22 protein-coding genes are annotated in these 22888 nt (G+C 62.5%); 11 read left to right on the top strand and 11 right to left on the bottom strand.

The window, feature by feature from the left end; genetic code table 11:
- The first annotated feature begins 32 nt into the window (after positions 1-32).
- Positions 33-392, top strand: coding sequence for a VOC family protein (locus M6D32_RS16875; protein ID WP_298258194.1), 360 nt, complete (start codon positions 33-35; stop codon positions 390-392).
- A gap of 753 nt (positions 393-1145) precedes the next feature.
- On the opposite strand, the gene M6D32_RS16880 is transcribed toward M6D32_RS16875, so the two are convergent.
- From M6D32_RS16880 to M6D32_RS16900, 5 genes are all read right to left on the bottom strand, one after another.
- Positions 1146-1928, bottom strand: a complete 783-nt coding sequence (locus M6D32_RS16880; protein WP_298258196.1) for an enoyl-CoA hydratase/isomerase family protein — start codon at positions 1926-1928, stop codon at positions 1146-1148.
- A 237-nt stretch (positions 1929-2165) separates the two neighbouring features.
- Positions 2166-4304, bottom strand: a complete 2139-nt coding sequence (locus tag M6D32_RS16885; RefSeq protein ID WP_298258198.1) for a molybdopterin oxidoreductase family protein — start codon at positions 4302-4304, stop codon at positions 2166-2168.
- 250 nt (positions 4305-4554) lie between these two features.
- Positions 4555-5310: a 3-oxoacyl-ACP reductase family protein gene (locus tag M6D32_RS16890; protein WP_298258200.1), complete on the bottom strand. Its 756-nt coding sequence runs from the start codon at positions 5308-5310 to the stop codon at positions 4555-4557.
- A gap of 106 nt (positions 5311-5416) precedes the next feature.
- Entirely contained in the window at positions 5417-6790 is a 1374-nt protein-coding gene (locus tag M6D32_RS16895; protein WP_298258202.1) for an MmgE/PrpD family protein, read from the bottom strand.
- Positions 6791-6808: 18 nt separating this feature from the next.
- On the bottom strand, positions 6809-7876 hold the full coding sequence (locus tag M6D32_RS16900; protein ID WP_298258204.1) for an extracellular solute-binding protein: 1068 nt from the start codon (positions 7874-7876) through the stop codon (positions 6809-6811).
- 229 nt (positions 7877-8105) lie between these two features.
- Between M6D32_RS16900 and M6D32_RS16905 the strand changes: the two genes are divergently transcribed.
- The 4 genes from M6D32_RS16905 to M6D32_RS16920 are packed head-to-tail and all read left to right on the top strand — an operon-like array spanning position 8106 to position 12412.
- On the top strand, positions 8106-9065 hold the full coding sequence (locus M6D32_RS16905) for a tripartite tricarboxylate transporter substrate binding protein (RefSeq protein WP_298258299.1): 960 nt from the start codon (positions 8106-8108) through the stop codon (positions 9063-9065).
- A 43-nt stretch (positions 9066-9108) separates the two neighbouring features.
- Positions 9109-9579: a (2Fe-2S)-binding protein gene (locus tag M6D32_RS16910; protein WP_298258206.1), complete on the top strand. Its 471-nt coding sequence runs from the start codon at positions 9109-9111 to the stop codon at positions 9577-9579.
- Positions 9576-11708 (top strand): molybdopterin cofactor-binding domain-containing protein, encoded by a 2133-nt coding sequence (locus M6D32_RS16915; RefSeq protein WP_298258208.1) that lies wholly within the window; start codon positions 9576-9578, stop codon positions 11706-11708. Before M6D32_RS16910 ends, M6D32_RS16915 begins: the two co-directional genes overlap by 4 nt.
- Positions 11705-12412 carry a substrate-binding domain-containing protein gene (locus tag M6D32_RS16920; protein ID WP_298258210.1) on the top strand — a complete coding sequence of 236 codons (708 nt, stop codon included), beginning with the start codon at positions 11705-11707 and terminating at the stop codon, positions 12410-12412. Before M6D32_RS16915 ends, M6D32_RS16920 begins: the two co-directional genes overlap by 4 nt.
- A gap of 134 nt (positions 12413-12546) precedes the next feature.
- Here M6D32_RS16920 and M6D32_RS16925 read toward each other — a convergent pair whose 3' ends face one another.
- Complete coding sequence (locus M6D32_RS16925) at positions 12547-12687, bottom strand: VOC family protein (RefSeq protein ID WP_298258212.1); 141 nt, start codon at positions 12685-12687, stop codon at positions 12547-12549.
- Between the two features lie 10 nt (positions 12688-12697).
- Positions 12698-13486, bottom strand: coding sequence for a FadR/GntR family transcriptional regulator (locus M6D32_RS16930; protein ID WP_298258214.1), 789 nt, complete (start codon positions 13484-13486; stop codon positions 12698-12700).
- Positions 13487-13627: 141 nt separating this feature from the next.
- Here M6D32_RS16930 and M6D32_RS16935 point away from each other — a divergent pair, with 141 nt between their 5' ends.
- The 5 genes from M6D32_RS16935 (at position 13628) to M6D32_RS16955 (ending at position 17345) form a co-directional block, all read left to right on the top strand.
- Positions 13628-14629 (top strand): TRAP transporter substrate-binding protein, encoded by a 1002-nt coding sequence (locus M6D32_RS16935; protein WP_298258216.1) that lies wholly within the window; start codon positions 13628-13630, stop codon positions 14627-14629.
- Between the two features lie 268 nt (positions 14630-14897).
- Positions 14898-15422: a TRAP transporter small permease gene (locus tag M6D32_RS16940; RefSeq protein ID WP_298258218.1), complete on the top strand. Its 525-nt coding sequence runs from the start codon at positions 14898-14900 to the stop codon at positions 15420-15422.
- An 18-nt stretch (positions 15423-15440) separates the two neighbouring features.
- Positions 15441-16730 carry a TRAP transporter large permease gene (locus M6D32_RS16945; protein WP_298258220.1) on the top strand — a complete coding sequence of 430 codons (1290 nt, stop codon included), beginning with the start codon at positions 15441-15443 and terminating at the stop codon, positions 16728-16730.
- A 153-nt stretch (positions 16731-16883) separates the two neighbouring features.
- The gene (locus tag M6D32_RS16950) at positions 16884-17129 is read left to right on the top strand and encodes a hypothetical protein (RefSeq protein WP_298258222.1); all 246 of its coding nucleotides are present in this window, start codon (positions 16884-16886) and stop codon (positions 17127-17129) included.
- A gap of 9 nt (positions 17130-17138) precedes the next feature.
- A complete protein-coding gene (locus tag M6D32_RS16955; RefSeq protein WP_298258224.1) occupies positions 17139-17345 on the top strand; it encodes a hypothetical protein in 207 nt (68 codons plus the stop codon).
- A gap of 175 nt (positions 17346-17520) precedes the next feature.
- Here M6D32_RS16955 and M6D32_RS16960 read toward each other — a convergent pair whose 3' ends face one another.
- Together M6D32_RS16960 and M6D32_RS16965 are read right to left on the bottom strand one after the other, a co-directional pair.
- On the bottom strand, positions 17521-17769 hold the full coding sequence (locus M6D32_RS16960) for a hypothetical protein (protein ID WP_298258226.1): 249 nt from the start codon (positions 17767-17769) through the stop codon (positions 17521-17523).
- A gap of 85 nt (positions 17770-17854) precedes the next feature.
- Positions 17855-19528 carry a hypothetical protein gene (locus M6D32_RS16965; protein ID WP_298258228.1) on the bottom strand — a complete coding sequence of 558 codons (1674 nt, stop codon included), beginning with the start codon at positions 19526-19528 and terminating at the stop codon, positions 17855-17857.
- A gap of 454 nt (positions 19529-19982) precedes the next feature.
- On the opposite strand from M6D32_RS16965, the gene M6D32_RS16970 reads away from it, so the two are divergent.
- Complete coding sequence (locus M6D32_RS16970; protein WP_298258230.1) at positions 19983-20981, top strand: alpha/beta hydrolase; 999 nt, start codon at positions 19983-19985, stop codon at positions 20979-20981.
- Here M6D32_RS16970 and M6D32_RS16975 read toward each other — a convergent pair.
- Both M6D32_RS16975 and M6D32_RS16980 read right to left on the bottom strand, forming a co-directional pair.
- A complete protein-coding gene (locus M6D32_RS16975) occupies positions 20959-22101 on the bottom strand; it encodes an acyltransferase (protein WP_298258232.1) in 1143 nt (380 codons plus the stop codon). The genes M6D32_RS16970 and M6D32_RS16975 overlap by 23 nt on opposite strands.
- Positions 22086-22763, bottom strand: coding sequence for an SGNH/GDSL hydrolase family protein (locus M6D32_RS16980; protein WP_298258234.1), 678 nt, complete (start codon positions 22761-22763; stop codon positions 22086-22088). The genes M6D32_RS16975 and M6D32_RS16980 overlap by 16 nt, the downstream gene beginning before the upstream one ends.
- Between the last annotated feature and the right edge of the window lie 125 nt (positions 22764-22888).

Raw genomic sequence — 22888 nt, forward strand, 5'->3', positions numbered from 1 at the left:
AGGAAACGTTCCTCGCATTCTCGGAGGTCGCCGTGATCGAAGTGATCAGTGCCATTACGCTTGCCACGCACGATATGCCGCGCGCCGTGCGATTCTACGTTTCCCTCGGATTCGAAATCGCGTATGGCGGCGAAACCGCCTCCTTCACCAGCTTTCGCGCCGGAGCGGGTTATCTCAATCTGATCGCCCAGCCCGCGGAGAAGCAATGGTCATGGTGGGGCCGCACCATTTTCCATGTCAGCGATGTCGATGCGCTTTATGAAGCCGCTCTCGCCGCCGGGCACCGGCCATCGACGCAGCCTCGCGATGCCGAATGGGGCGAGCGCTATTTTCATTTGACCGATCCGGACGGCCACGAACTCAGCTTTGCAAAGCTGCTGGCCGAACGATGATTTTCCCTTGACACCTTTTTCAGCACGCCAAGTGATTTGCCCGTCGTGCCAAAGTGCCGCAGGCATCTTCGCTTGCGACGACGGGCAAATCAGTGGTTCCTCTTCGCGCGTCCCGCACCCGATCAGAGGGGCGCTTCGCGATCGTCACGAACGTGGGGTGCGGGATGCGATGGACGCGGACTGGAGCAACCGACGAATGCGCCAGAGCGCGGACGGAGAAGTTGTGGCGTCCTGATGCCTCGACGCTGGCATCAACTCGTGACAATGCTTCGCATTGCATGGGGATGGTGGCAAGAAGGCCCGATCACCAGGGAGACCACAAAGGAAACCGTTAAAACCGTCGCGCAGGGAATGCCGGATTGTTCGGCCAACCTGTGGTGACTAACTCGTGTGCATTTTACTTTTGCGCACGAGGCCGCGGGTGCGTCGCGCGCCCGGCATTCCCTGCGCCCTCCTGTCGAGGGCATCTGGCAAGACTCGGACGCGGTTTGCGTGGCGGGAACGCCCCATTGCGTCTTCATGACGGCGGCATGTCGGCCATGATAGGACAAGGCAAGGTGAAGGGTGAAGCGATCCCCGACATGAAGGCGCTCTCGACCTGGGTCGGCGGCCGTGAAGTTTTTCACGCGCCGGGATATGAGTAGAAATGCCCGTCACCGCTGTCATTGCGAGCAACAGCCAACGGGTCGCGCGAATGCGCGCCCGATGACAGGCTCCGCAATCCAGTGTCACAAAAGACGAGGTGCTATGGGATCACTTCCCCGGCCACACCGGCTTGCGCTTCTCGGCAAACGCCTTCAGGCCTTCCTTGGCGTCCTCGGTCATCGCGGTGATCGCGATCTGGCCTTCGGTGTAGGCGATCGCCTCGTCGAACGACATCGAGGCGATGGCGCGCATGGCGTATTTGCCGCGCCGGATCGCGGTCGGCGACTTGTCGGTGATGCGGCCGATCAGCCATTCGACCTTGGCGTCGAGTTCGCCCTGCGGCACGACGTGATTCAACAATCCCGCAGCCTGTGCGGCCCTGGCGTCGAACGGCTCGCCGGTGATCGCCCATTCGTTGATCACCCGCCGCGGCGCGATCGACTGCAACAGGCTCAAAACCTGCATCGGGAATACTCCGACCTTCACCTCCGGCAGGCCGAAGATCGCGTGGTCGGACGCGATCGCCATGTCGGTCATGCACAACAGCCCCATGCCGCCGGCCATGCAGACGCCGTTGACCCGCGCGATCGCAGGTTTGGTCGCGCCCTGCGACAGCCGCAAGAGATCGGCGAAGTCGACATTGGGCTTGGAAAAATCCTGCGAAAAGGCACCGCCGGTATTCTGCAAGTCCGCGCCCGCGCAGAACGCTTTCTCGCCTGCTCCCGTCAGCACGATCACGCGCACGTCGGCGTCGTCATGCGCCATGCGATAGCCGCGCGAGATGCCGGCGATGACGTCGGCATTGACGGCGTTGCGCTTCTCCGGCCGGTTGATCGTGATCCACAGTGCGCTGCCGCGCTTCTCGGTGAGGACGCTGGTAGTTTCGGTCATGGGTTCATCCGCTCTTATAATGGGGCTAATATTAGAGCATAGGCGAATGGAGGAGCTAAAGACTCTGCATCCCTCCCCCTTGCGGGGAGGGTCGACGCGAGCATCGCGAGCGTCGGGGTGGGGGGTCATGAAGATAGACCCCCACCCTGGCCTACGCTTCGCTTCGCTCCGGCCGTCCCTCCCCGCAAGGGGGAGGGATTAATTAAGAGCGTGCTTCAACCAATGAAGAAACAAAGATCAAGGCGTCGGAATCGCGTCCGTGTCCGCCTTCCTGATCCAGACCTTGTTGTCATGGAAGGCCGCGCCGCCAACTGGAGCCACCGCTTCGGCGCCGGTCAGCATGTTGATGCCGCGGCCCCCGAGATGCGCCTTGTTCGGATGGACGGATTCAGCGATCAGCACGCCGCGCCGCACGCCATCGAAATATCGCACGGTCAGCGTGGTCTGCCCGCGCGGATTCCCGAGCGTGACGGCGTCGCCATCCGCAATCCCCAGCTTTGCCGCGTCGTCGGGATGGATCATCACGCTGGGCGCGCCCTCGCGCGCCTGCGACGACGGCGTCTCGTTGAAGGTCGTGTTGAGGAAGCTGCGCGAGGGGCTCGTCGCCAGGCGGAACGGATGCGCCTCATCCGCCTCCTCGATCGCCGCCCAGTGATCGGGCAGCGACGGCATCTCGTCCCACGCGCCCATCATGCCGGCATTGCTGACCGGCACGTTCGCCCAATCCGCCCTGAAATGGAATTTGCCGTCCTTGTGCGCGAACCCGTCGAGATAATGCGAGGTGCGGAAATCCGGCTGCAGGTCGCGCCACAGGTCGGCCTCCAGCTCGGCGATGCCGCCATGGCCGCTCTTGCGCAAAGTGGCATCGATCAGTTCGCGCGGCGACATCTCAAAACCCGGGTGGGAAATGTTCAGCCGCCTGGCGAGCCCCTGCAGTACTTGATGATTGGAACGGCATTCGCCGGGCGGCTCGATCAGCTTGGCGCCGACCGAAATGTGCTGATGGCCGCCGCCGTAATAGAGATCGTCGTGTTCCATGAACATCGTCGCCGGCAGCACGATATCGGCCATCTGCGCCGTCTCGGTCATGAACTGCTCGTGCACCGCGACGAACAGGTCGTTGCGCGCGAAGCCGCGACGCACCAGCGCCTGCTCCGGCGCCACCGTCATCGGATTGGTGTTCTGGATCAGTATCGCCTTGACCGGTGGGCCGTTGTGGAGCGCCACGGGATCGCCGGTGAGGATGCGCCCGATCTTGGACTGGTCGAGCCGGCGCGTGCTGGCGTCGATCGCGTCATGGCCTTCGATGACGGACTCGTCGAATTTCCAGAGCGCGGCATTGTTGAAGAAGGCGCCGCCGCCCTCGTATTGCCAGGCGCCCGTCACCGCGGGAATGCAGGCCGCCGCATGCATCTGGGCCGCGCCGTTGCGGCTGCGGGTGAAGCCATAGCCGAGACGGAAAAAGCTGCGCTTGGTCTGGCCGACCATGCGCGCAAAGGATTCAATCTCGTCGACCGGTACGCCGCAGATGGCCGACGCCCATTCCGGCGTGCGGCTTTTCAGGTGCGCTTCGAGTTCGTTCGGGCAGTCGGTGTAGCGGTCCATGTAGTCGCGGTCGGCATAGCTCTCGCGGAACAGCACATGCATGACGCCGCAGGCGAACGCGCCGTCGGTGCCGGGCTTGAGCAGGATCTTGATGTCGGCCTGCCTCATCGTCTCGTTGTTGTAGACGTCGACGGCCGCGATCTTCGCGCCGCGTTCTTTCCGCGCGCGCATCGCATGGGTCATCACGTTGACCTGGGTGTTCACGGGGTTGGTGCCCCAGATCACCACGAGATCGGAGACGCCCATCTCGCGCGGATCGACGCCGGCGATCCGGCCGGTGCCGACGGCATAGCCGACGCGCGCAACGGTGGCGCAGATCGTCCCATAAAAGCGCGAGTATTTCTTCACATGCGCGAGGCGGTTGATGCCATCGCGCATCACCACCCCCATGGTGCCGGCATAATAATAAGGCCAAACCGACTCCGCGCCGAACTCGCGCTCGGCGGCGTCGAAGCGGGCGGCGATCTCGTCCAGCGCATCGTCCCAGGAAATCCGCCCGAACGTGCCCGATCCCTTCGCACCCATGCGAAACATCGGATGGGTCACCCGATCCGGATGATGGATGCGTTCGGCATAGCGCGCGACCTTGGCGCAGACCACGCCGGCCGTGTAGGTCTGGACCTTGGAACCTCTGACACGGCCGATCGACGAACCGTCGATCACCTCGACATCGAGCGCGCAGGCCGACGGGCAGTCATGCGGACAGGTCGAATGCCGGATGGCAACCTTGGCGCGCGCGGCTTCGGCCTCGATCTTGGCGTGCTGGTTCATACCTAGTGGTCCGATTCTAACATTCGCACCCCGCCTCGGTGGCCACTTTTGCGAATGTTAGAATCAAAAGGACCACTAGCAAATATAGGTTTTCAGTGGAGTTTTGGATTTGGCATTCGCTAGATGAACTCGCAGCCAGACGGGTAGCGAATGCCAAATCCACTCCACTGATATGATTAGCACCGAATAGCGGAGTCGCCAGCGCATTTCCTGCGCAGAAGGCGGAAAAGCCATGCAGATCGGCGAGGCTTCACCCGCCGAAATAGGCGCCGCCGTTGGCGTGGATCGCCTGGCCATTGATGTAGCGCGCGGCCGGACTGCACAGGAAACGCACGACGGCCGCGACATCTTCCGGCTTGCCGCGCTCGCCGGTGATCGTCCGGTGAATCAAATGGTGGGCCGGTTCCGGCGTGTTCTTCGGCCGCGGCGTGCCGATAATACCGGGCACGACGCAGTTGACGGTAATCCCGTCCGGCGCCAGGTCATGGGCGAGCGCACGGGTGAAACCGACGATGCCGGCCTTTGCCGTCACCACATGGGCGCGATCGCTGGCGCCGGTATGCGCGCTCAGACCTCCGATGTTGACGATGGTCCCTGCCCCACTGTTCCTGAGGTGCGGCAGGCACGCCTTCACACAGTGGAAGGTGCCGTCGAGAACAACGTTCATCACCTCGCGCCAATCGGCATAGGTCATCTCGGAGAATGGCTTTTCCCGCCGAAGCGCCGCATTGTTGACGAGGATGTCGATGCGGCCGAATTCCTTGACCGTCATATCGACCATCGCCTGCACCGCGGCGGGATCGGCGATATCACCGACATGGACCAGCGCCCTCGCGCCGACCGTTTCGATTTCGCGCGCGACCGCCTTCGCCTCATCGCGGTTGCTGCGCGCATTGACGACGACGGACGCGCCGTCATCGGCCAGCGCCAGCGCAATGGCGCGGCCAATGTTGCGTCCCGAACCCGTCACGATCGCGACCTTGCCGGTGAGTTCGTTGCGTTCCATGTCGCGCCCCTCCACGCGTCATGGCCGGGCTTGTCCCGGCCATCCACGTCTTCAAAACCAGAAAGAAAGACGTGGATGCCCGGCATGATGCCGGGCATGACGAAAACTAAGCTCTCAGCGTCGCCAATTCGATCTTCCCGCCGTAAAGCGTCGCCAGCGATTTCAGCGCCGCCTCGCCCTGCGCCTTGCTCCAGCCGCCGTGTTGAACGTTCAGCGTAAATTTGTCCGCAACGTCCTGCCGCGTCAGCGGCTCCTGCGCGCCACCGCGCAGATAAGGCTGCCGCTCCTCGATCACGCTGCCGTCTTTCATCGTCGCCTTGATGTGGCCGGTATAGTTGTTCGGATAGGGATTGTCCGGGTCGATCACGAATTTCACTTTGGCCGCGAGCGCGAGCACGCGTTCGTCGCGGATCGCAGTTTCGGTGAATGCGCCAAGCCCGACGCCGCCACGCACGAAACCGGTGGCGAGCAGATAAGGCACGGCGAACTTCGCGGCGTAGCCGTTGCGCGGACGCTGCTTGTCGGCCAACGGCTCCCACAGCCGATGCACCGTGCCTTCCGCGACCTCGCACAAGATCGCTTCGACATCCTCGCACCTGATGCCACGCGCGGCGAGCCGCCTGGCGCAATCGATATAGGGCTGCGCCATCGTCCCGCAGGGATACGGCTTGAACGCCAGCGTATCGGTAACCCAGCGCGCACCAAAGTCGCCGATGAGCACGTCGTAGTCGCCGCTCGTGGTATGGGCAAAACCGTGAAACAGCCCGTGCACGCCTTCGAACACGGTACGAGGGCCGACGAAGCCCTGTTTCGCAAGCAATGCCGCGCGAATGCCCGACTGCGCCGCCCAGCCGGCATGCATCCGCTTGGTCCAGGCGCCCTCGGCCAGATATTCGATGATGCCGCCTGCCATGCTGCCCGCAATGCCGAGCGCGTCGACGATCTGCTTCGCGCCAAGCCCCAGCGCTGCGCCGACGCCGGCGGCCGCCCCCATCGCACCGAAAATCGCGGTCGGGTGAAAGCCGGCCTTGTGCACGGCCTTCGGTACCACGAGGCTGAGACGACAGAGCACCTCGGTGCCGACCGCAATGCCGGTCAGCGCGCTTTTGCCATCCGGATGATGGCGTTCGCAGGCCGCGAGCACGGCCGGCACGATCACCGCACCCGCATGCACCGGACCGCCTTCAAACGTATCGTCGAAATCCTCGCCATGCGCGGCCGTGCCGTTGACGAACGCCGCGCCAGAGGCCGTCAGCGTGCGGGCATGGCCGATCACGGTGCAGGGACCGTCGTCGTCGGAGCCGGCAAGCGCGGCCTTGACGTAATCTTCGTTGCGCGCGGTGACGCAAAGACCGACGACATCGACCAGCAAGTCTTCGCATTTGCGCGCGGTCGTTTCCGGCAACAGGCCGGGCTTCAGCGACGCGATCCTCCCGGCAAGTGTTTCGGCGACTGAGACTTTCGGCAGCTCGGCGGTCATGAAAGCGGCTCCGAAAGATCAGACGCGGAAGATGCGGGTATAACGTTGCTTGATGCTGGCACTCTGCTGTTCGACGGCCGCGGGATCATCCTTCAGGATCTTGATGTCCTTCAAGGGAATCCAGTTCGGCTTTTCCCTGGCCTGCGGATGCAGCGAGCGCAAGCCGCCGACATCGATGATGAGCTGCTGCGCCTCGCGCGTGAAACAGAACGACTGGAACAGTCTTGCGGCATTGGGATTCGGCGCGGCCTTGAAGATGCCGTTGGGGCCGACGATGACAGGCGTTCCTTCGGTCGCATAGACCGGCTCGACCGGATGCCCGGCATCCCTGAACTGCAGAATGCTATACTCGTTGCCGTCGGCCATCACCGCGCGCTCGCCGAGATCGAGCTTCTTCGGCGGATCGGCAGCGGATTGCACCTGCATGACATTCTGCTTGGCGAGCCTCTCAAAAAACGTCCAGCCGAGATCGCGCTGCAGCGCGTACGTCGCGGTCATGATGGTGCCGCTGTAGCCGGGATGGCCCTTGACGATCTTGCCCTTCCATTTCGGATCGAGCAGATCGGCAAAACTTTTCGGCGCCTCTTCCGCCTTCACCAGCCTGGTGTTGTAGGCGATGATGGAAAGGAAGACGCGCCAACTCGCAAACTGGCCATCTGGATCCTTCTGCTCGGCGGGATAGAATTTCGCGACGTCTTCGGGCACGTAGGCATCGAGAAGACCATCGCGCTTCCAGACGATGAAATGCGAGGCGTCCGACGAATTCACCACGTCTGGCGCGTGGATGTTAGAGGATACTTCCTGGCCGATACGCTGAAACACGCGCTCGGCGCCTGTGCGCTCGACTCGCACGGAGATGCCGGAATATTTCGCCTCGAACGCCTTCGCTAGCTTCTCCGCAACCGGCAGATCGACCGACGTGTAATAGACGACCTGGCCTTCCTTCTTCGCCGCTTCGATCAGGGCCGGCGTCACCGGCTCGGACGGCGGCGCCGCTGCCAACACGCGGGTGGAGAATGCGGTTCCCGCCGCCAGACCGCCGGCAACCTTGAGTGCCTCCCGTCGGGAAATTCCTATCTTTTTCATTGCTTCCCCGATTTCTTCTATCGGCCGGCAGTGCGTCGGCTGAACCTGCGGCATTTTATTCCGTCGGTGAAGTCCAAGTCCATCGCTGCATCGCTGGACTTGACCCGGCATTCGCGCCAAAACACGAAACGAAGGCGCCCACCGGACAAGCAAGGGGCGCGAGGGAGCGGCAGTGAAGGCTTTGAGGTCCACTGATCGGCGGACGACCGCGCGCAGAAGCGCCGCACGCATCGCGGCGCTGGCGGCTGCTTTCCTTGCGGCGCTGGCATTTGCTCCGATCGGTGCGAACGCGCAGGATTATCCGACCCACGCGGTGCGGATCATCGTCCCCTTCGGCGCCGGGGGACCGGCCGACGTGACGGCGCGCGTGCTCGGCGACGCGCTCCAGCAAGAATTCAAACAACCTTTCGTGATCGAGAACCGTTCCGGCGCCGGCGGAGTAATCGGCACGCAGGAAGTCGTGAAGTCGGCGGGCGACGGCTACACGCTGCTGTTGATGTCGAACACCCAGACCGCCAATGAATCGCTGATGCCGACGCGCAAATACGAGCTGATGCGCGATCTGGTCCCCATTGCGCCGATCAATATTGCCGACCTCGTGATCGTCGTGCACCCCTCCGTGCCCGCGACCACGCTGAAGGAATTCATCGCGCTGGCGAAGTCGCAGCCGGGCAAACTGAACTACTCGTCCTCCGGCACGGGCACGCCCTATCACATGGCCGGCGAGTTGCTCAAATCCATGACCGGCATCAATGTCGTCCATGTGCCCTATCGCAACAGCGGCGAAGCGCGGAGTGGCGTCATCAGCGGACAGGTGCAGATGATGATCGATTCCGTGACGACCATGGCGCCGAATGTCATCGCGGGCCAGGTGCGCGCACTCGCCACCACCGGCAAGACCCGATCGGCGGCGCTGCCGAACGTGCCGACCGCGGAAGAAGCAGGTGTGAGCGGCTATGAGGCAACCATCTGGCTCGGCTTGATGGCCCCCAAAGGCACGCCTAAGGCCATCGTCGACAAGCTCAACGCTGCCGTGAACGAAATCATCAAGCGGCCGCAGGTCGTCAAGGTTTGGGCCGATCAGGGCGCGATTCCGATGTCGATGACACCGGAAGCGTTCGACAAATTCCTGCGCGGCGATATTGTAAAATGGGCCGAGGTCGCCAGAACTTTTACCGGCCGCAACTAATAAAACCAGAACTAATAAAAAAGAACAGGATCTTCCGCTCTCAATGCCTACACTTCGCTTTCGCCTCAATGGCGTCGAGACCGAGATCGATGCCGATCCCGACACTCCCTTGCTCACCGCCTTGCGCGGCCCGCTCGGCCTGACCGGCTCTCATTTCGGTTGCGGCTCCGGCGAATGCGGCGCCTGCATGGTGCTTGTCGACGATCATGCGCTGATGTCCTGCGACACGCCGCTGTGGTCGGTCGCAGGCAAGACGATCACCACGGTCGAAGGACTCGGCACCGAGCAGCAGCCGCACGCATTGCAGCGCGCTTTCATCGCCGGGCAGGCAATGCAATGCGGCTATTGCCTCTCAGGCATCATGATGAGCGCGGCGGCGCTGTTGAAGCGCAACACCGATCCGACCAGCGCGGAGGTCAAGGCCGCGCTCGACCGCAACCTTTGCCGCTGCGGTTCGCATAATCGCATGGTGCGGGCCGTGTTGCGCGCGGCAGCCGAGATGCGTGCATCATGACGACCAAACCCGCAGCGCCATCCTTGCCGCCAAGCCTTGCGGCCAATCCCAAACTGTCGTCGTGGATCAACTTTGCCGCCGACGGAAAGGTGATCGTCTCGTCCGGCAAGGTCGAGATCGGCCAGGGCATCGTCACGGCACTGGCGCAAATCGCCGCCGACGAGCTCGATGTCGATATCGCGCGCGTGCAGATGGTGCGCACCTCGACCCCGGCCAGCCCCAATGAGGGCGTGACGTCCGGCAGCCTTTCGGTGCAACACTCCGGGCGCGCCATACGCTTTGCCTGCGCGGAAATACGCCAGATTTTCCTGGATGCGGCCGCCGAGCGGCTCGGCGTCGCGCCGGACGTGCTGACGATCACCGACGGTACCATGGCCGGCCCCGGCAACGTCTCGACCAGTTACTGGGAACTGGCCAGCGAGATTTCGCTCGACCGCGACGCGACGGGGGGCGCGCAACCGAAATCATCCGCGCAGCGCACGCTCGCAGGCCACTCGCTGCCGCGGTTCGATATTCCCGACAAGGTGTTCGGCCGCCCGCGCTTCATTCACGACTCGCTCCCGCCTGGCACGCTGCATGGCCGAGTGGTGCGCGCCGAGCTTCCGCAGGCGACGTTGGTGGAGTTGAACGAAGAGCGTGCGCGCAAGGCCGAAGGGCTCATCACAATTGTACGCGACGGCAATTTTCTAGGCATCGTCTGTGAAACCGAAGCGGCGGCCGAGGCCGCCGTGACCGCGCTGCGCAAGGGCGCTAAATGGTCGTCGCGCGAACCATTGCCGGATGAGGACGATCTCGCCGACTGGCTGAAACGGCAACCGGCCACATCGGCCGTGATCGCCAGCAAAGAGGCCGCCACGCCCGTCGCGGTAACGCGCACGATCAAGCGGCAATATCACCGGCCCTACATTGCCCATGGCTCGATCGCGCCATCCTGCGCCATGGCGCAATGGGATGAGAATTGCCTGCGCGTCTGGACCCACAGCCAGGGCGTCTACAATCTCCGCTCCGACCTGGCGCTGGTGTTCAGGCTGCCGCGCGAAAACATCCTTGTCGAACACATGGAAGGCGCCGGTTGCTACGGCCATAACGGCGCCGACGACGTCGCGCTGGACGCCGCTCTGCTGGCGAAGGCCACGCCCGGGCGGACCGTGCGCGTGCAGTGGTCGCGCGCCGATGAAATGTCGCATGCGCCGTTTGGCGCGGCGATGGCGATCGAGATCGAAGCTGGTCTGGATGCCAACGGCGAGATCGCCAGTTGGCGTCATACGATCTGGGGCAATGGCCACACCGCGCGTCCCGGTCGCGCCGACCAGCCCACGCTGCTGGCGGCCAGCGAACTCGCCACGCCGTTTCCGCGCGCCATCTCGGTCGACCCGCCCAGCGCAGGCGGCGGCGGTTCCGACCGCAACTCGATTCCGCTTTATGATTTTCCGGCCTGGCATATCGAAGCGCACCGGTTGACCGTGATGCCAGTCCGCACCTCGGCGCTGCGAACGCTGGGCGCGCAGGGCAACACCTTTGCGATCGAGTCCGTGCTCGACGAACTCGCCTTTGAGCGCGGCGAAGACCCGGTCGCGTTTCGCCTGCGTCATTTGTCCGATCCGAGATCGCGCGATGTGGTCGAGGCGGCAGCGCGCCGCGCCGGCTGGAAACCGCCAAAGCAGGACGATGTGGGCTACGGTATCGGCTTCTCGCGTTACAAAACCACCGGCGCCTACTGCGCGGCGGTTGCCGAAGTCGAAGTCGGCGAAGATATCCGCGTACGGAAGCTGACGCTCGCCGTCGATGTCGGCGAGGCCATCAATCCGGACGGCGTTGTCAACCAGATCGAGGGCGGCGCCATCCAGGCGACGAGCTGGGTGCTGAAGGAGCGCGTGCGCTTCGACAAGACGCGCATCACCAGCAATTCCTGGACCGAATATCCGATCCTGCGTTTTTCCGAAGTGCCCGACGTCGAGGTCGAAGTGATCTCGCGCCCCGAGATCGATCCGGTCGGCGCCGGCGAAGCCGCGCACGGTCCGGTGACCGCCGCGATTGCCAATGCCGTGTTCGATGCGCTCGGCGTGCGGCTGCGAAGCCTGCCGATCACGCGCGAGCGCCTGATCGCGGCGATGGAGCTTTCGTCGTGAGTGACATCAAGATCCTGAGCGGCGGCGCGGCGCAAGGCCTCGTCGGCAGCCTCGCGCCAAAGTTCAAGGCGCAGACCGGCCTCCACATATCCGGCGATTTTGGCGCTGTCGGCGCGATGGCCGATAAATTGCGCGAGGGCACGCCCGCCGACATCCTCATTCTCACCTCTGCCCTGATCGCGGCGCTCGTGAACGAGAAGCTGGCCGACGGCGCATCGGTAAAAGATGTCGGCAAGGTCGAAACCGCACTCGCGGTGCGCGAGTCCGATCCGCTGGTCTCGGCCGGCGATGCCGCAAGCCTGCGAGCCGTCTTTCTAGCGGCGGATGCGATCTTCGTACCCGACACGAAACATTCCACCGCCGGCATTCATGTCGCAAAAGTGTTGGCCCAACTCGGCATCGCCGGCGAGGTCGCAAGCCGACAGAGAATCTACCCGAATGGCGCGACCGCGATGTGGCAGATGACCGAAAGCAACGCGAAACGCCCGATTGGTTGCACGCAGGCCACCGAGATCATCGCGACCAAGGGCATAAAGCTCTCCGGCGCCCTGCCGAAAGGGTGCGATCTCGCGACGGTCTATACGGCGGCCATTACCAAGAAGGCGGCTCAAGCGCGCGAGGCGCGAATTTTGATCGACCTTCTCACGGCCGCGGATCACGCGACGCTGCGCGCGCAAGCCGGCTTTCTCGATCCGGCAACATAAGCCTAGCCCCAGTTCCCTATTTCCTCGTCCTGAGGAGCCGCGAAAACGGCGTCTCGAAGGATGAGGCCGATATCGGGGCCTCATGGTTCGAGACGGCGCTAACGCGCCTCCTCACCATGAGGGTTTTGCTTGCCTTAAGATTTTTGCAGGCGCTGAGGATTTTCCAGCCGCGCGTAGTCACCGTCCTTCACGATCAGCACGAATCCAAGCTTTTCATAGAAGGCGATGGAAGTGGCGAGGTCGCTCGCGGGCAGCGTCACTTGACTGAGTTTCATGTCGCTACGCTTACACGGTCGATTTCCTCGACGCCAGTTCGCGGTATCGTTCCCGGCTTTTCACGAGATGCCCGCGCATGGCCTCGCGCGCCTTCTTCGGCGAACGGGCGCCGATCGCCTGAAAGATCGCCTCGTGCTCGCGTCCGATGCGCGCGAGATATTGCTGCAGGCCTTCGCCCGTCCCCTCGAACGAGCGGATGCTTTGCCGCGGAATGATCAGGCGGCCGAGGAAATCCAGAAACTCGACAAAGCGGCTGTTTTGCGTGGCAGCCGCGATCGCCTGGTGGAAGGCGAAGTCCTCCTTGATCGCACGCTCGCCGCCTGAAATGGCGCGGCTGAAGACGCGATGGGCTTCCCCGATCGCCTTGATCTGCGTCGCCGTGGCGCGCTCGCTTGCAATCGCGGCGGCTTCCGATTCCACCGCCATGCGCAATTCCAGAATGTCGAGCACGCTATCGAGCGATCCAAGACCCTCGGGATCAATCGCGTAGGGCTGCCGGCCGGAGTCGCGATCCACAAAGGCGCCCGCCCCTTGCCGCGTGATGACAAGGCCACGCGCCCGCAGCGCCGCCACTGCCTCGCGCACGACGGTGCGGCTGACGCCCATGCCCTTCATCATTTCCTGTTCCGAAGGCAATTTGGCGCCGGCCGGCAATTTGCCCGACATGATCTGCTCGGCCAGGCGGTCGACCACCTCGGAACTCAGGCTCTTCGGCGCGTCGAGGGGGCGAAGCAGCCGCGCGCGCTGACGCTGCGTGGCGTCGTTCGGAGGCGAGCTTGACGAAGCTTGTCGGGTCATCATACAAGTCTAGCACAGCCCCGGCGAGCCGGCAAATCCGGTAGACTTTGTTTTGGATTTGTCCGGCCGTGGGCGGCTTGCTTGCAACGATAAAAACACGTCAGGAAATGGCCGCGCATTCGAACAGGTGGGAGGACAGCAATGCAGCGTCGCGATTTCATGAAGCTTGGCGCGGGTCTCGGCGCCGCGGGTTTGGCCGGCGGCCTGCCGTTCGGCGCGGCTGCGCAAACCAAGGCGGTCTTCAAGGCTTCCGACGTTCAGCCTCCGGGCTATCCGACCGTCGCGGCCACCGAAAATCTCGGCAAGAAGCTTTCCGCGGCGACGCAAGGCCGGCTTGCGATCCAGATGTATCCGTCGATGCAGCTCGGCGGCGAAAAGGAAACCATCGAGCAGACCCAGATCGGCGCGATCCAGATGTCGCGCGTCAGTGTCGGCACGATGGGGCCGATCGTCGACGCCATCAACGTCATCAACATGCCGTTCCTGTTCAAGAACACCGCGCACGCTGAAAAGATGATGGACGGCGAGATCGGCCAGGAACTGCTCGACAAGATCACCGCGAGCCCGAACGCCAATCTCGTCGCGCTGTGCTGGATGGATGCCGGCGCGCGCAGTCTCTACAACACCAAACATCCGATCAAGTCGATCGAAGACATCAAGGGATTGAAATTCCGCGTCATCGGCAATCCGATCTTCATCGACATGATGAACGCGCTCGGCGGCAACGGCGTCGCGATGGGCTACGACCAGGTGTTCAGCGCGCTTCAGACCGGCGTGATCGACGGCGCGGAAAACAACATGCCGAGCTACGTCTTCTCCAACCACTATACCGCGGCCAAATACGTCACGCTGACCGAGCACCTCGTGATTCCCGAAGTGCTCGTGTTCTCCAAGCGCATCTGGAGCACGCTGTCGGCCGACGATCAGAACCTGATCAAGAAATTCGCCCGCGAAGCGCAGCTCGAGGAACGCGGATTCTGGAATCAGTACGAGCAGAAGGCGCTGGACAAGGCCAAGGCCGCCGGCAGCCAGATCATCGAGGTCGCCGACAAGACGCCGTTCCAGAACGCGGTCAAGCCGGTCTGGGACAAGTACGGCCCGAAATATCAGGACATGATCAAGCGCATTCAGGCCATTGCGTGATGGCGTGGCGCCGTCGTGTGCGGTCAGTCCAGGATTCCGTCATTGCAAAGAGCGTAAGCGACGAAGCAATCGAGCCGTTTTGTCATTCCGGGATGGTCCGAAGGACCAGACCCGGAATCTCGAGATTCCGGTTTCGCTCGTTTTACTCGCGCTCCGGAATGACGACGTGCAAGGAATCCTGAATCGCTTCGCTTTCTGTTCGCTCGCGATGACGAACCCAACGATCCGTGCATTTTGCTCGACCAGTCAAACGGGGGAACGTAACGCCATGGCAGCCACATTCCGCCGCGCGATGGACCTGCTCTATTTGCTGTGCGTCATCGTCGGCTGCCTCGCGCTTGTGCTGATCTCGGCGATCATTCCCTGGGCGGTATTCACCCGCTATGTGCTCAACAGCGCGGCTTCCTGGCCGGAGCCAATGGCAGTTCTCCTGACCATCGTGCTGACCTTCATCGGTGCTGCCGCGGCCTATAGGCTTAACCTGCACATGAACGTCGGCTATTTCGCCAACCAGGCTCCGCCGCCATTCCGCAAACTGCTCGAACTCCTGGTTCAACTGCTGATGGCGCTGATTGCGCTGTTCATGGTCGTATGGGGCGAGCGGCTCGTCGAAGTGACCTGGTACAACACGATTGCCGAATTCCCCTTCCTGTCGGTCGGCGTCACTTACCTGCCAATTCCGATCGGCGGCGCTTGCCTGCTTCTGTTTATCATCGAGCGGGTATGGCTCGGCGCCCCCGCCGACCACGATCAGACCACGCCCGCCCACGGCGAAGCCGCGTCGGTCGAGTGAAGCTCAGGGAATCGGGCCATGGATATCCTCGTTCTTCTCGGCACCATGATCTTCTGCTTCCTCATCGGCATGCCGATCGCCTATTCGCTGGCCTTCGCCGCGATCGCCGGCGCCTGGTCGATCGGCATTCCCCTTGAAGCGGTGATGCTGAAGATTTCCGACGGCGTCAGCAAGGTAGCGATGCTGACGATTCCATTCTTCGTGCTGGCGGGCGCGATCATGGCCGAAGGCGGCATGGCGCGGCGGCTGGTCGCGTTCGCCGACGTGCTGGTAGGCTTCACGCGCGTCCGTGGCGGGCTTTCCGTCGTCAACGTGCTCGCCACGACGTTTCTCAGCGGCATTTCCGGCTCGGCCGTCGCCGACACCTCGGCGATCGGCTCGGTGATGATTCCGCAAATGGAGAAGACCGGATTTCCGCGCGTCTTCGCCACCAACCTGACGATCACCTCCTCCGTTCAGGCACTGCTCGTTCCGCCGAGCCACAATGCGGTGCTGTACTCGCTCGCAACCGGCGGGACCATTTCGATCAGCGCGCTGTTCATGGCCGGCGTCTTTCCCGGTCTTCTGCTCGGCTTCTCGCTGATCGTTCTTTGCCTGGTGTTCGCCTATCGCGACAAGCACCCGCGCGGCCAGACCGTGCCGATGAAGGATGCGATCAGGATCACCATCGATGCGGCTTGGGGTCTGATCACGCTCGTGATCATTCTCGGCGGCATCCTCGGCGGCGTCTTCACCGCGATCGAAGCCGGCGCTGTCGCCTGCATCTGGGCTTTCTTCGTCACCATGTTCATCTACCGCGACTACAAGTGGCACGACCTTCCCGTGCTCCTGCACCGGACGCTACGCACGGTCGCGATGGTGCTGACGCTGATCGCCTGCGCTTCCAGCGTCGGCTATGTGATGGCGCTGACGCAGATGCCGGCCAAGATGACGGCGTTCTTCCTGTCGATCTCCAGCAACAAGTACGTGATCCTGATGCTGATCAACGTGCTGTTGTTGATCCTCGGCACGCTGGTCGATATGGCGCCGTCGATCCTGATCGCGACCCCCATCCTGTTGCCGGTCATGCAGAACTTCGGCGTCGATCCCGTTCACTTCGGGATGATCATGATGCTCAACCTCGGCATTGGTCTTTGTCATCCACCGGTCGGCTCGATTCTGTTTGTCGGCTGCGCCGTCGGCAAAGTCACGATCGAGCAGGTAATGAGGAAGATCTGGCCGTTCTACCTCGTGATGTTCCTGGTGCTGATGGCTGTCACCTACATTCCCGAAGTCTCGCTGTGGCTGCCGCGGCACGTGATGCACTGAATGTTTTCTATCGCCTGAGTTTCGCGCGGCGGCATGGTTTAGGCTTTCCTAATCCGGTCTTTCAATTGCATTTTTGCGAACGGCCGGAGCCTTAAAGCTTCGGGCTCATAGCTGTCCCCCGGTGGCTAAAAATAAGAACGGCGGGGGCCAAAAATGACCATCGAAATTCTCATTTATCCGGCATTGGTATTCCTGGCGGCGACGATGATCGCCAAGCTGATCGAGCGCCGGCGCGACGTGCTGTACGGTCCCTATATTCAGGGCCGCAAGACCGATCTCGCCCGGTTGCGCGAGCAGTTCGGCGCTATCATTGCGGCGATCGGCATAAAACGAGAATACGGCCGCGTGGCGGCGACGTTCACGTCCGTCAGCATCTTCGCTTCGGCGATCATCGGCTGAGGAACGGCCATGAGCCTGCTCGATCATCCCAGTGAAGCGCAGTCCGGAATGAAGATCGTCTGCGAGGTCTGCGGCAACCTGTCGATCAAGCCGATCGACCCGGCGAATGCCGGCGACGCTGCTCCCGTCCATTGCCGGCGCTGCAACGCCGTACGCGGGACGGTCGCCGACCTGCGCGCGCTGGCGCGGCAGTCGACCGACGACTTCGAGTTCTAAGATTCAACCTTAGCCACGATTGAAGTTCTCCCTTGGGAGAGGGTTGGGGTGAGGGGTTACGGTCTTTCCGTATTCCCTACCCCCTCACCCGCGCCGGAGCCTGTCATCGGGCGCGCATTCGCGCGACCCGTTGGGCGCGACCTCTCCCCACGGGAGAGCTGAAAAAAATCTGTTCCTAGAGAAGGCGGAAGCTGAAGCTGGCGAGGCTGTCGACCGGCGGCTCGGCCGGGCGCGGCCGGAAAATCAGCCGTTCGGTCCTCACCCTCAGGTGATCCCGCAATTCGATTCCACTCTGCCGGATCCGGTTGCGGATCTCGCGGCGGTCGAAGGCAGTGAGCGTCGGGACTGCAAGTTGGCACCAGGCCTCCCGCTGCTCGGCCATCAGCACATCGATCTCGCGGCTCAGGACATCAAGCTCAATCATGGTGTTTCACCCGTCTTGAGAAGAGGCCCGTTCAGTCTCCCTTAAAAATGGTTAACGAAACCCTTACGCCCGTCCGGATTGAACCTTATTGGCGAGGCTCGACGCGCGTGACCTTCCACAGCGTGCAAGGAACCTCATCCGGCCCCGTCGGGGTGAACTCCGCGAGTTTCTCGGCGGTGACCTGATGAGTGGTTCGGAGGTTGAGAAACCACGCCCGCTGCTCGAGGACCAGGAACCGCGGGTAGACCCTCAGGATGTCGTCGGTGGTTACGACCCGCGGCTCCGGTTTCCACGTTTGAAGTCTTTGCATCAAGTTGAAGTCCGCTGCGTTACCGCGCGACCGGTTCGGGTATTTCAGAACGACGTCCCAATCCAGCGGAAAACGATAGGCTTCACCGTGCGCGGCGTAGGTCGAGCGCGGCAGGAACAGGTGCGTTGAATCGACGATAACAGGCAGCTTGCCGTCGACGAAACTGTCCTCGAAGAACCCGCCGTCTGCGCCGACGCAGACATTCTTTCCCTGAACGGAGTTCTGCGCGTGAAACATGACATTGTGCACGATCAAGGGCGCCAGCATCGCGCAGACCGCCGCGATCGCCATCCGATATTGCAACCGATGACGGATCAGCCATTCGCCGGACGCCACGTGCAACGCATAGGCCGTGAAAAGCTGCGGCGTAAAATAGCGAATAACGAACAACGGAAACAACGTCCGCGAAATCAGCCAGCCCGCCAACGTGAATCCGGTTACGCCGGCCAGTACCAGCACCACGAAGCGTAGCGGCTGCCCTGCCGGATCGATCATCACGGTACGAAGCCGCGCGTTATCCTGTTTGAGTGCCAGCACGGCCGCCGAGCTCAGGCAGGTGGCCTCGAAGATCGAGATCCACATCATGATGGCCGACCCGAAAACCGTGTCGATCAGCTCAGGCAGCCCCGGCGGCACGATCCAGCCGTAGGGCTTTGCGACCTGAAGCTGCTCCAGCAGAAAGGGACTCCAGGCAACCACGGCCAACACGGCGGGAACAACGGCGATCACAATCGGCAGCAGCAAAGTCCTGTCGCCGCGCGGCCGGCTCAACCATCCCGCGAACGCAATGATGCCGACGTAGGCACTTCCGAGGGTATGCGACATCGCCAGCGCGACGTTGGCGAGCGCCAGCCATGCGACATCCGATCGACGGCGCCGCTCGATCAACCGTTGCTGAAACAGCGCCGCCAGGGCTGCGCACAAAAAGTAGAGGGCGTAGTGGCGGAGCACGGACGCGTCATAAATGAATCCGTTGCTGAGCGTCACGAACAGCAGCGCGCCGATCCACGCAGCCGCGGGCGAAACGACCCGGCGCGCAAGTTGACCAAGCACCGCGACGCCGAACGCGGCCGCGAGAAGATTCGCAAGCTTCAGCGCAGCTACCGATGACACCAGCTTCGGCAGGGAATGGGCGATCAGCCATGCCACCGTCATATAGAGCGGCGGATTGCCGTCGAGCCCGAGCGCAATGCCTTTCCACAATTTCGGCAGGCTCGCCGCGCTCAAGAGGCTTGTGGTGAACAGCTCATCGGACCGCAGCTGTTCATTCAAGGAATGATAACCGAGGACGGCGAGCGCGCAAGCAACCAGCAGCGTGGTCAACATCCACTCGGCGCGCGAAAACGCCGATACGCGCGATCGCACCGGAGCGGCGTCGACCGACCGATCTCGCCCGCAGCTGGCGCTCGCCGCACCGGCATCCCTGGTCAACATGCCTTCGATGTTCAAGAGAAAGCCCCTGCTCGTCCGTGGGCAAGTCTACCGCCAATCGGCTAAATTCCGGGTTGCTGCCGGCGGGCAAGCGCAGCCCTTGGTTAGCGATTTCCTACCGCTCAGCGACGGTCTTGCGCGTGGCCGTGCGCCTCGTTTTGACCGCCTTGCGGCCTTTTGCTACGGAATCTCGCAAATCAAGAATAATCGGGGAGCGCGCGCCATGGTCGGCCGCCGGACACCGGCATGGCAACGCTAGTGCGGTGAATTTGAAGTTCCTATCAGTTTCGCGGTGACCTCGTCATAGGAACTTCAAATTCTAAACCGCACTAGAATCATATAATTGGCTAGTGCTCTTTTGATTCCGAAGTTCGTAAACGTGGAGCCGCAATATGATACGAACTTCGGAATCGGAGCACTAGTGGTCCGATTCTAACATTCGTATTGTGTCGCGGAGAGATCGGGGGCCAGCATGGGGGACGTTCCACAAGTGAAGCCGGGCGCGATCACACGTCGTTCCCTGCTCAGTACAGCGGCGGCGATCGCCGCCACGCCTGCACTCGCCGAGGAATGCCGGATCGGGCCGCCGCCGCACGAGAAAGGCGCAAAAGTCTGGATGGACATGGATCAGGTCGAACTGGACGCGGCCTACGATCAGTCCTTCTATGCACCCACGATCGGCCAATTCCGCAAGCGCTTCGCCTCGATCAGCGAGACGACGCGAAAGCGGCTCGGCGCGCCCAGGCGATTTTCCTATGGGCCGACCCCGGTCGAAGGCCTCGACGTCTTTCCGGCGCGCACGCCGAACGCTCCGATCTTCGTGTTCATTCACGGCGGACGCTGGCTGCGCGGCACCGCGAAGGGTTACGCATACCCTGCCGACCTCTTCGTCAACGCCGGCGTCAATTATGTCGTGCTGGATTTCATCCATGTCGACGAGGCCAACGGCGATATCAGGGTGATGGCCGACCAGGTCCGACGCGGCATCGCCTGGCTCTACAAGAACGCAGCCGCTTTCGGCGGCGACATCAAGCGCTTTTATGTTGGCGGCCATTCCTCCGGCGGCCATCTCGCCGGCGTCGCTGTCACGACCGACTGGCAGAAGGATTTCGGCTTGCCTGCCGACATGATCAGTGGCGGCCTTCTGATGAGCGGCCTCTACGATCTCAAGGCCGTGCGGCTTTCCGCGCGCGGAAAATACGTCAAGTTCGACGACGGCATGGAGCAGTCGATGAGTTCGATCCGCCACATCGATCTCTTGCGCGCGCCGATCACCGTCACCTACGGGACCTTCGAGACGCCCGAATTCCAGCGCCAGTCGCGTGACTTTGCCGCCGCCGTCAAGGCCGCCGGAAAACCGGTCGAGCTAGTCGAAGCGCCGGACTTCAACCACTTCGAAATGTGCGAAAGCCTCGGCAATCCCTACGGCCCGAATGGCCTCGCGGCGCTCAAGCTGATGAAGCTTGCCTGAATGCTGCATCGGGTGTCCGGCGAAATGCCTCGCGAATGAAGCGCTGAGCCGGCGCCTCGAAATAGCGGAACGTGAAATAAGAGAGTAGCAGCGTCGTCAGGAGATAGACGGCGAACAACGCGCCGCTGTAGACCGGAACTGGGCGGCCCGAAAGCGCAAAGCACAGCACGATCGCAATTTGAAGCGGGAAGTGCAACAGGTAGCTTGAATAGGTCAAGTTGCCTGCCGAGACGATCACGGCCTGCATCGGACGCGGCAGATTGATCTTGCGCGACAGGCAAAACAGCAGGATCGGCGTAAAGCCGACGAACAGCGGAAGATCGAAACGGTCGAGCTGATCGCGCAAGACATAGATCACGAGCGGCATGACGACAACCGCAGCCAGCCAGCCGCAGGCTTCGATCGCCGTCCTCAAGCGCGAGGTATCGGCCGCGCGCCGCACCGCCGCCGCAAGCCCGCCGGCATAGAACAGCGCAAGGCAATTGGTGACCTTGACGAACAGTTCGCCGACGCTCAGATGGGCGGCGGCGAGACACGCCGCAACGATAACGACGTTCAACAGCCACAGCCGCGTCGCGCGCAGCATCAGGAAGAACAGGAGGTAGACCAGCACTTCGACCGAGACCGACCAGATCGGACCGTCGAAACTTTCGCCCTTCGTGATTCCCCATTCGCTCGCCATGAAGAGCTGGGTGAGAAAATGCTGGAGGTCATTGGCCTGGTAGACGAAGAACGAGCCGCGCAGGTCGAAATAAGCAGTTTGCAACAGTGCGACCGACAGCAGGGTCACCAGATGCAGCGGATAGAGCCGCGAGAAGCGCAGCGTGAAGAACTTCCAGCCGCCGACCGCGCGCTCGGCGATCGGGTCGCGGTATTTCCAGAAGAAGATGAAGCCGCTGATGCACCAGAACACCCAGACGCCGAAAGCGCCGGAGTCGTGTAACCACCGGAAGGTCCCGTAAAGCGGCAGACGCTCCGGTTCAAGTCCCACCGGCTGGTCGGCGACGAAGGCAAAATGTCGATAGTGAAAGACGAGAATGGCGAACGCCGTGAGAAAGCGCAGGGCTTCCAGCCCGAGCAGCTTGTTCGTTTCCTCGGGAGGCGTCACGGCTTGCTGCATGCGCCAGACACACCCTTCAGCACGGCCGCATCCCACACGGCATAACCTGCGGCATCGAGGTGGACGCCGTCGATCGTATGCGGGGCCGGCATGGGCGGCAGCGCGGCGAAAGCCGCGCCGCCCTTGTTCGCCAAAGCCGGAAGCATCGCGTTGAATGCATCGATGCGCTTCATGGTCTCGGCCTGGTAGTCCGGCGGCATGCGCCCGCGCACCTCGATTGAGGGAATGCCGAGTACGGCAAGATGATCGGTCGCATCCTTGAGCTGCGCGAGGAGCGATCCGTAATTCGCTTCGAACTCCTTTTGCTCGCGTCCCTGCAGCGCATCGTTGGTGCCGAGCGCAATCATGATGGCCGCGGCGCGGCGGCCATTGAGCGTCTCGCGTAGCCATGTCCCGAGATCGCTTGCCGTGGAAGCGCCGTCCAGCCCCGCATTGACGATGGCGTGATCGCATAGTGTCCGAGGCAGCGTCGATGCTTCCGTGATGCTGTCACCGAGCACGATGATGGGCTGTTCGACCCGGCTCAAGGTGTAGTGCAGTATGATCTGGCGGGTATGCCGGTGTGCATCGACATGCACCGGTTTCCTGAAATACGACCAGCCGGCCAAACCCGCCCCGATCGCAAGGCTGACCAGTGCGGCGGATTTGGCATTCGCTTTCATGTCGCCACCGCAACCAGGCTGCTGATCCGATTCCGCCCGAGGAACCGACAAGGGAATTAATAAGGAAATCGGCTAGTGTGACGGTTCAGAAGTTCGCATCATTTGTGCCGCGGGTTCGTCGAAAC

The organism is Bradyrhizobium sp. (assembly GCF_027307225.1).
GTDB lineage: Bacteria > Pseudomonadota > Alphaproteobacteria > Rhizobiales > Xanthobacteraceae > Bradyrhizobium.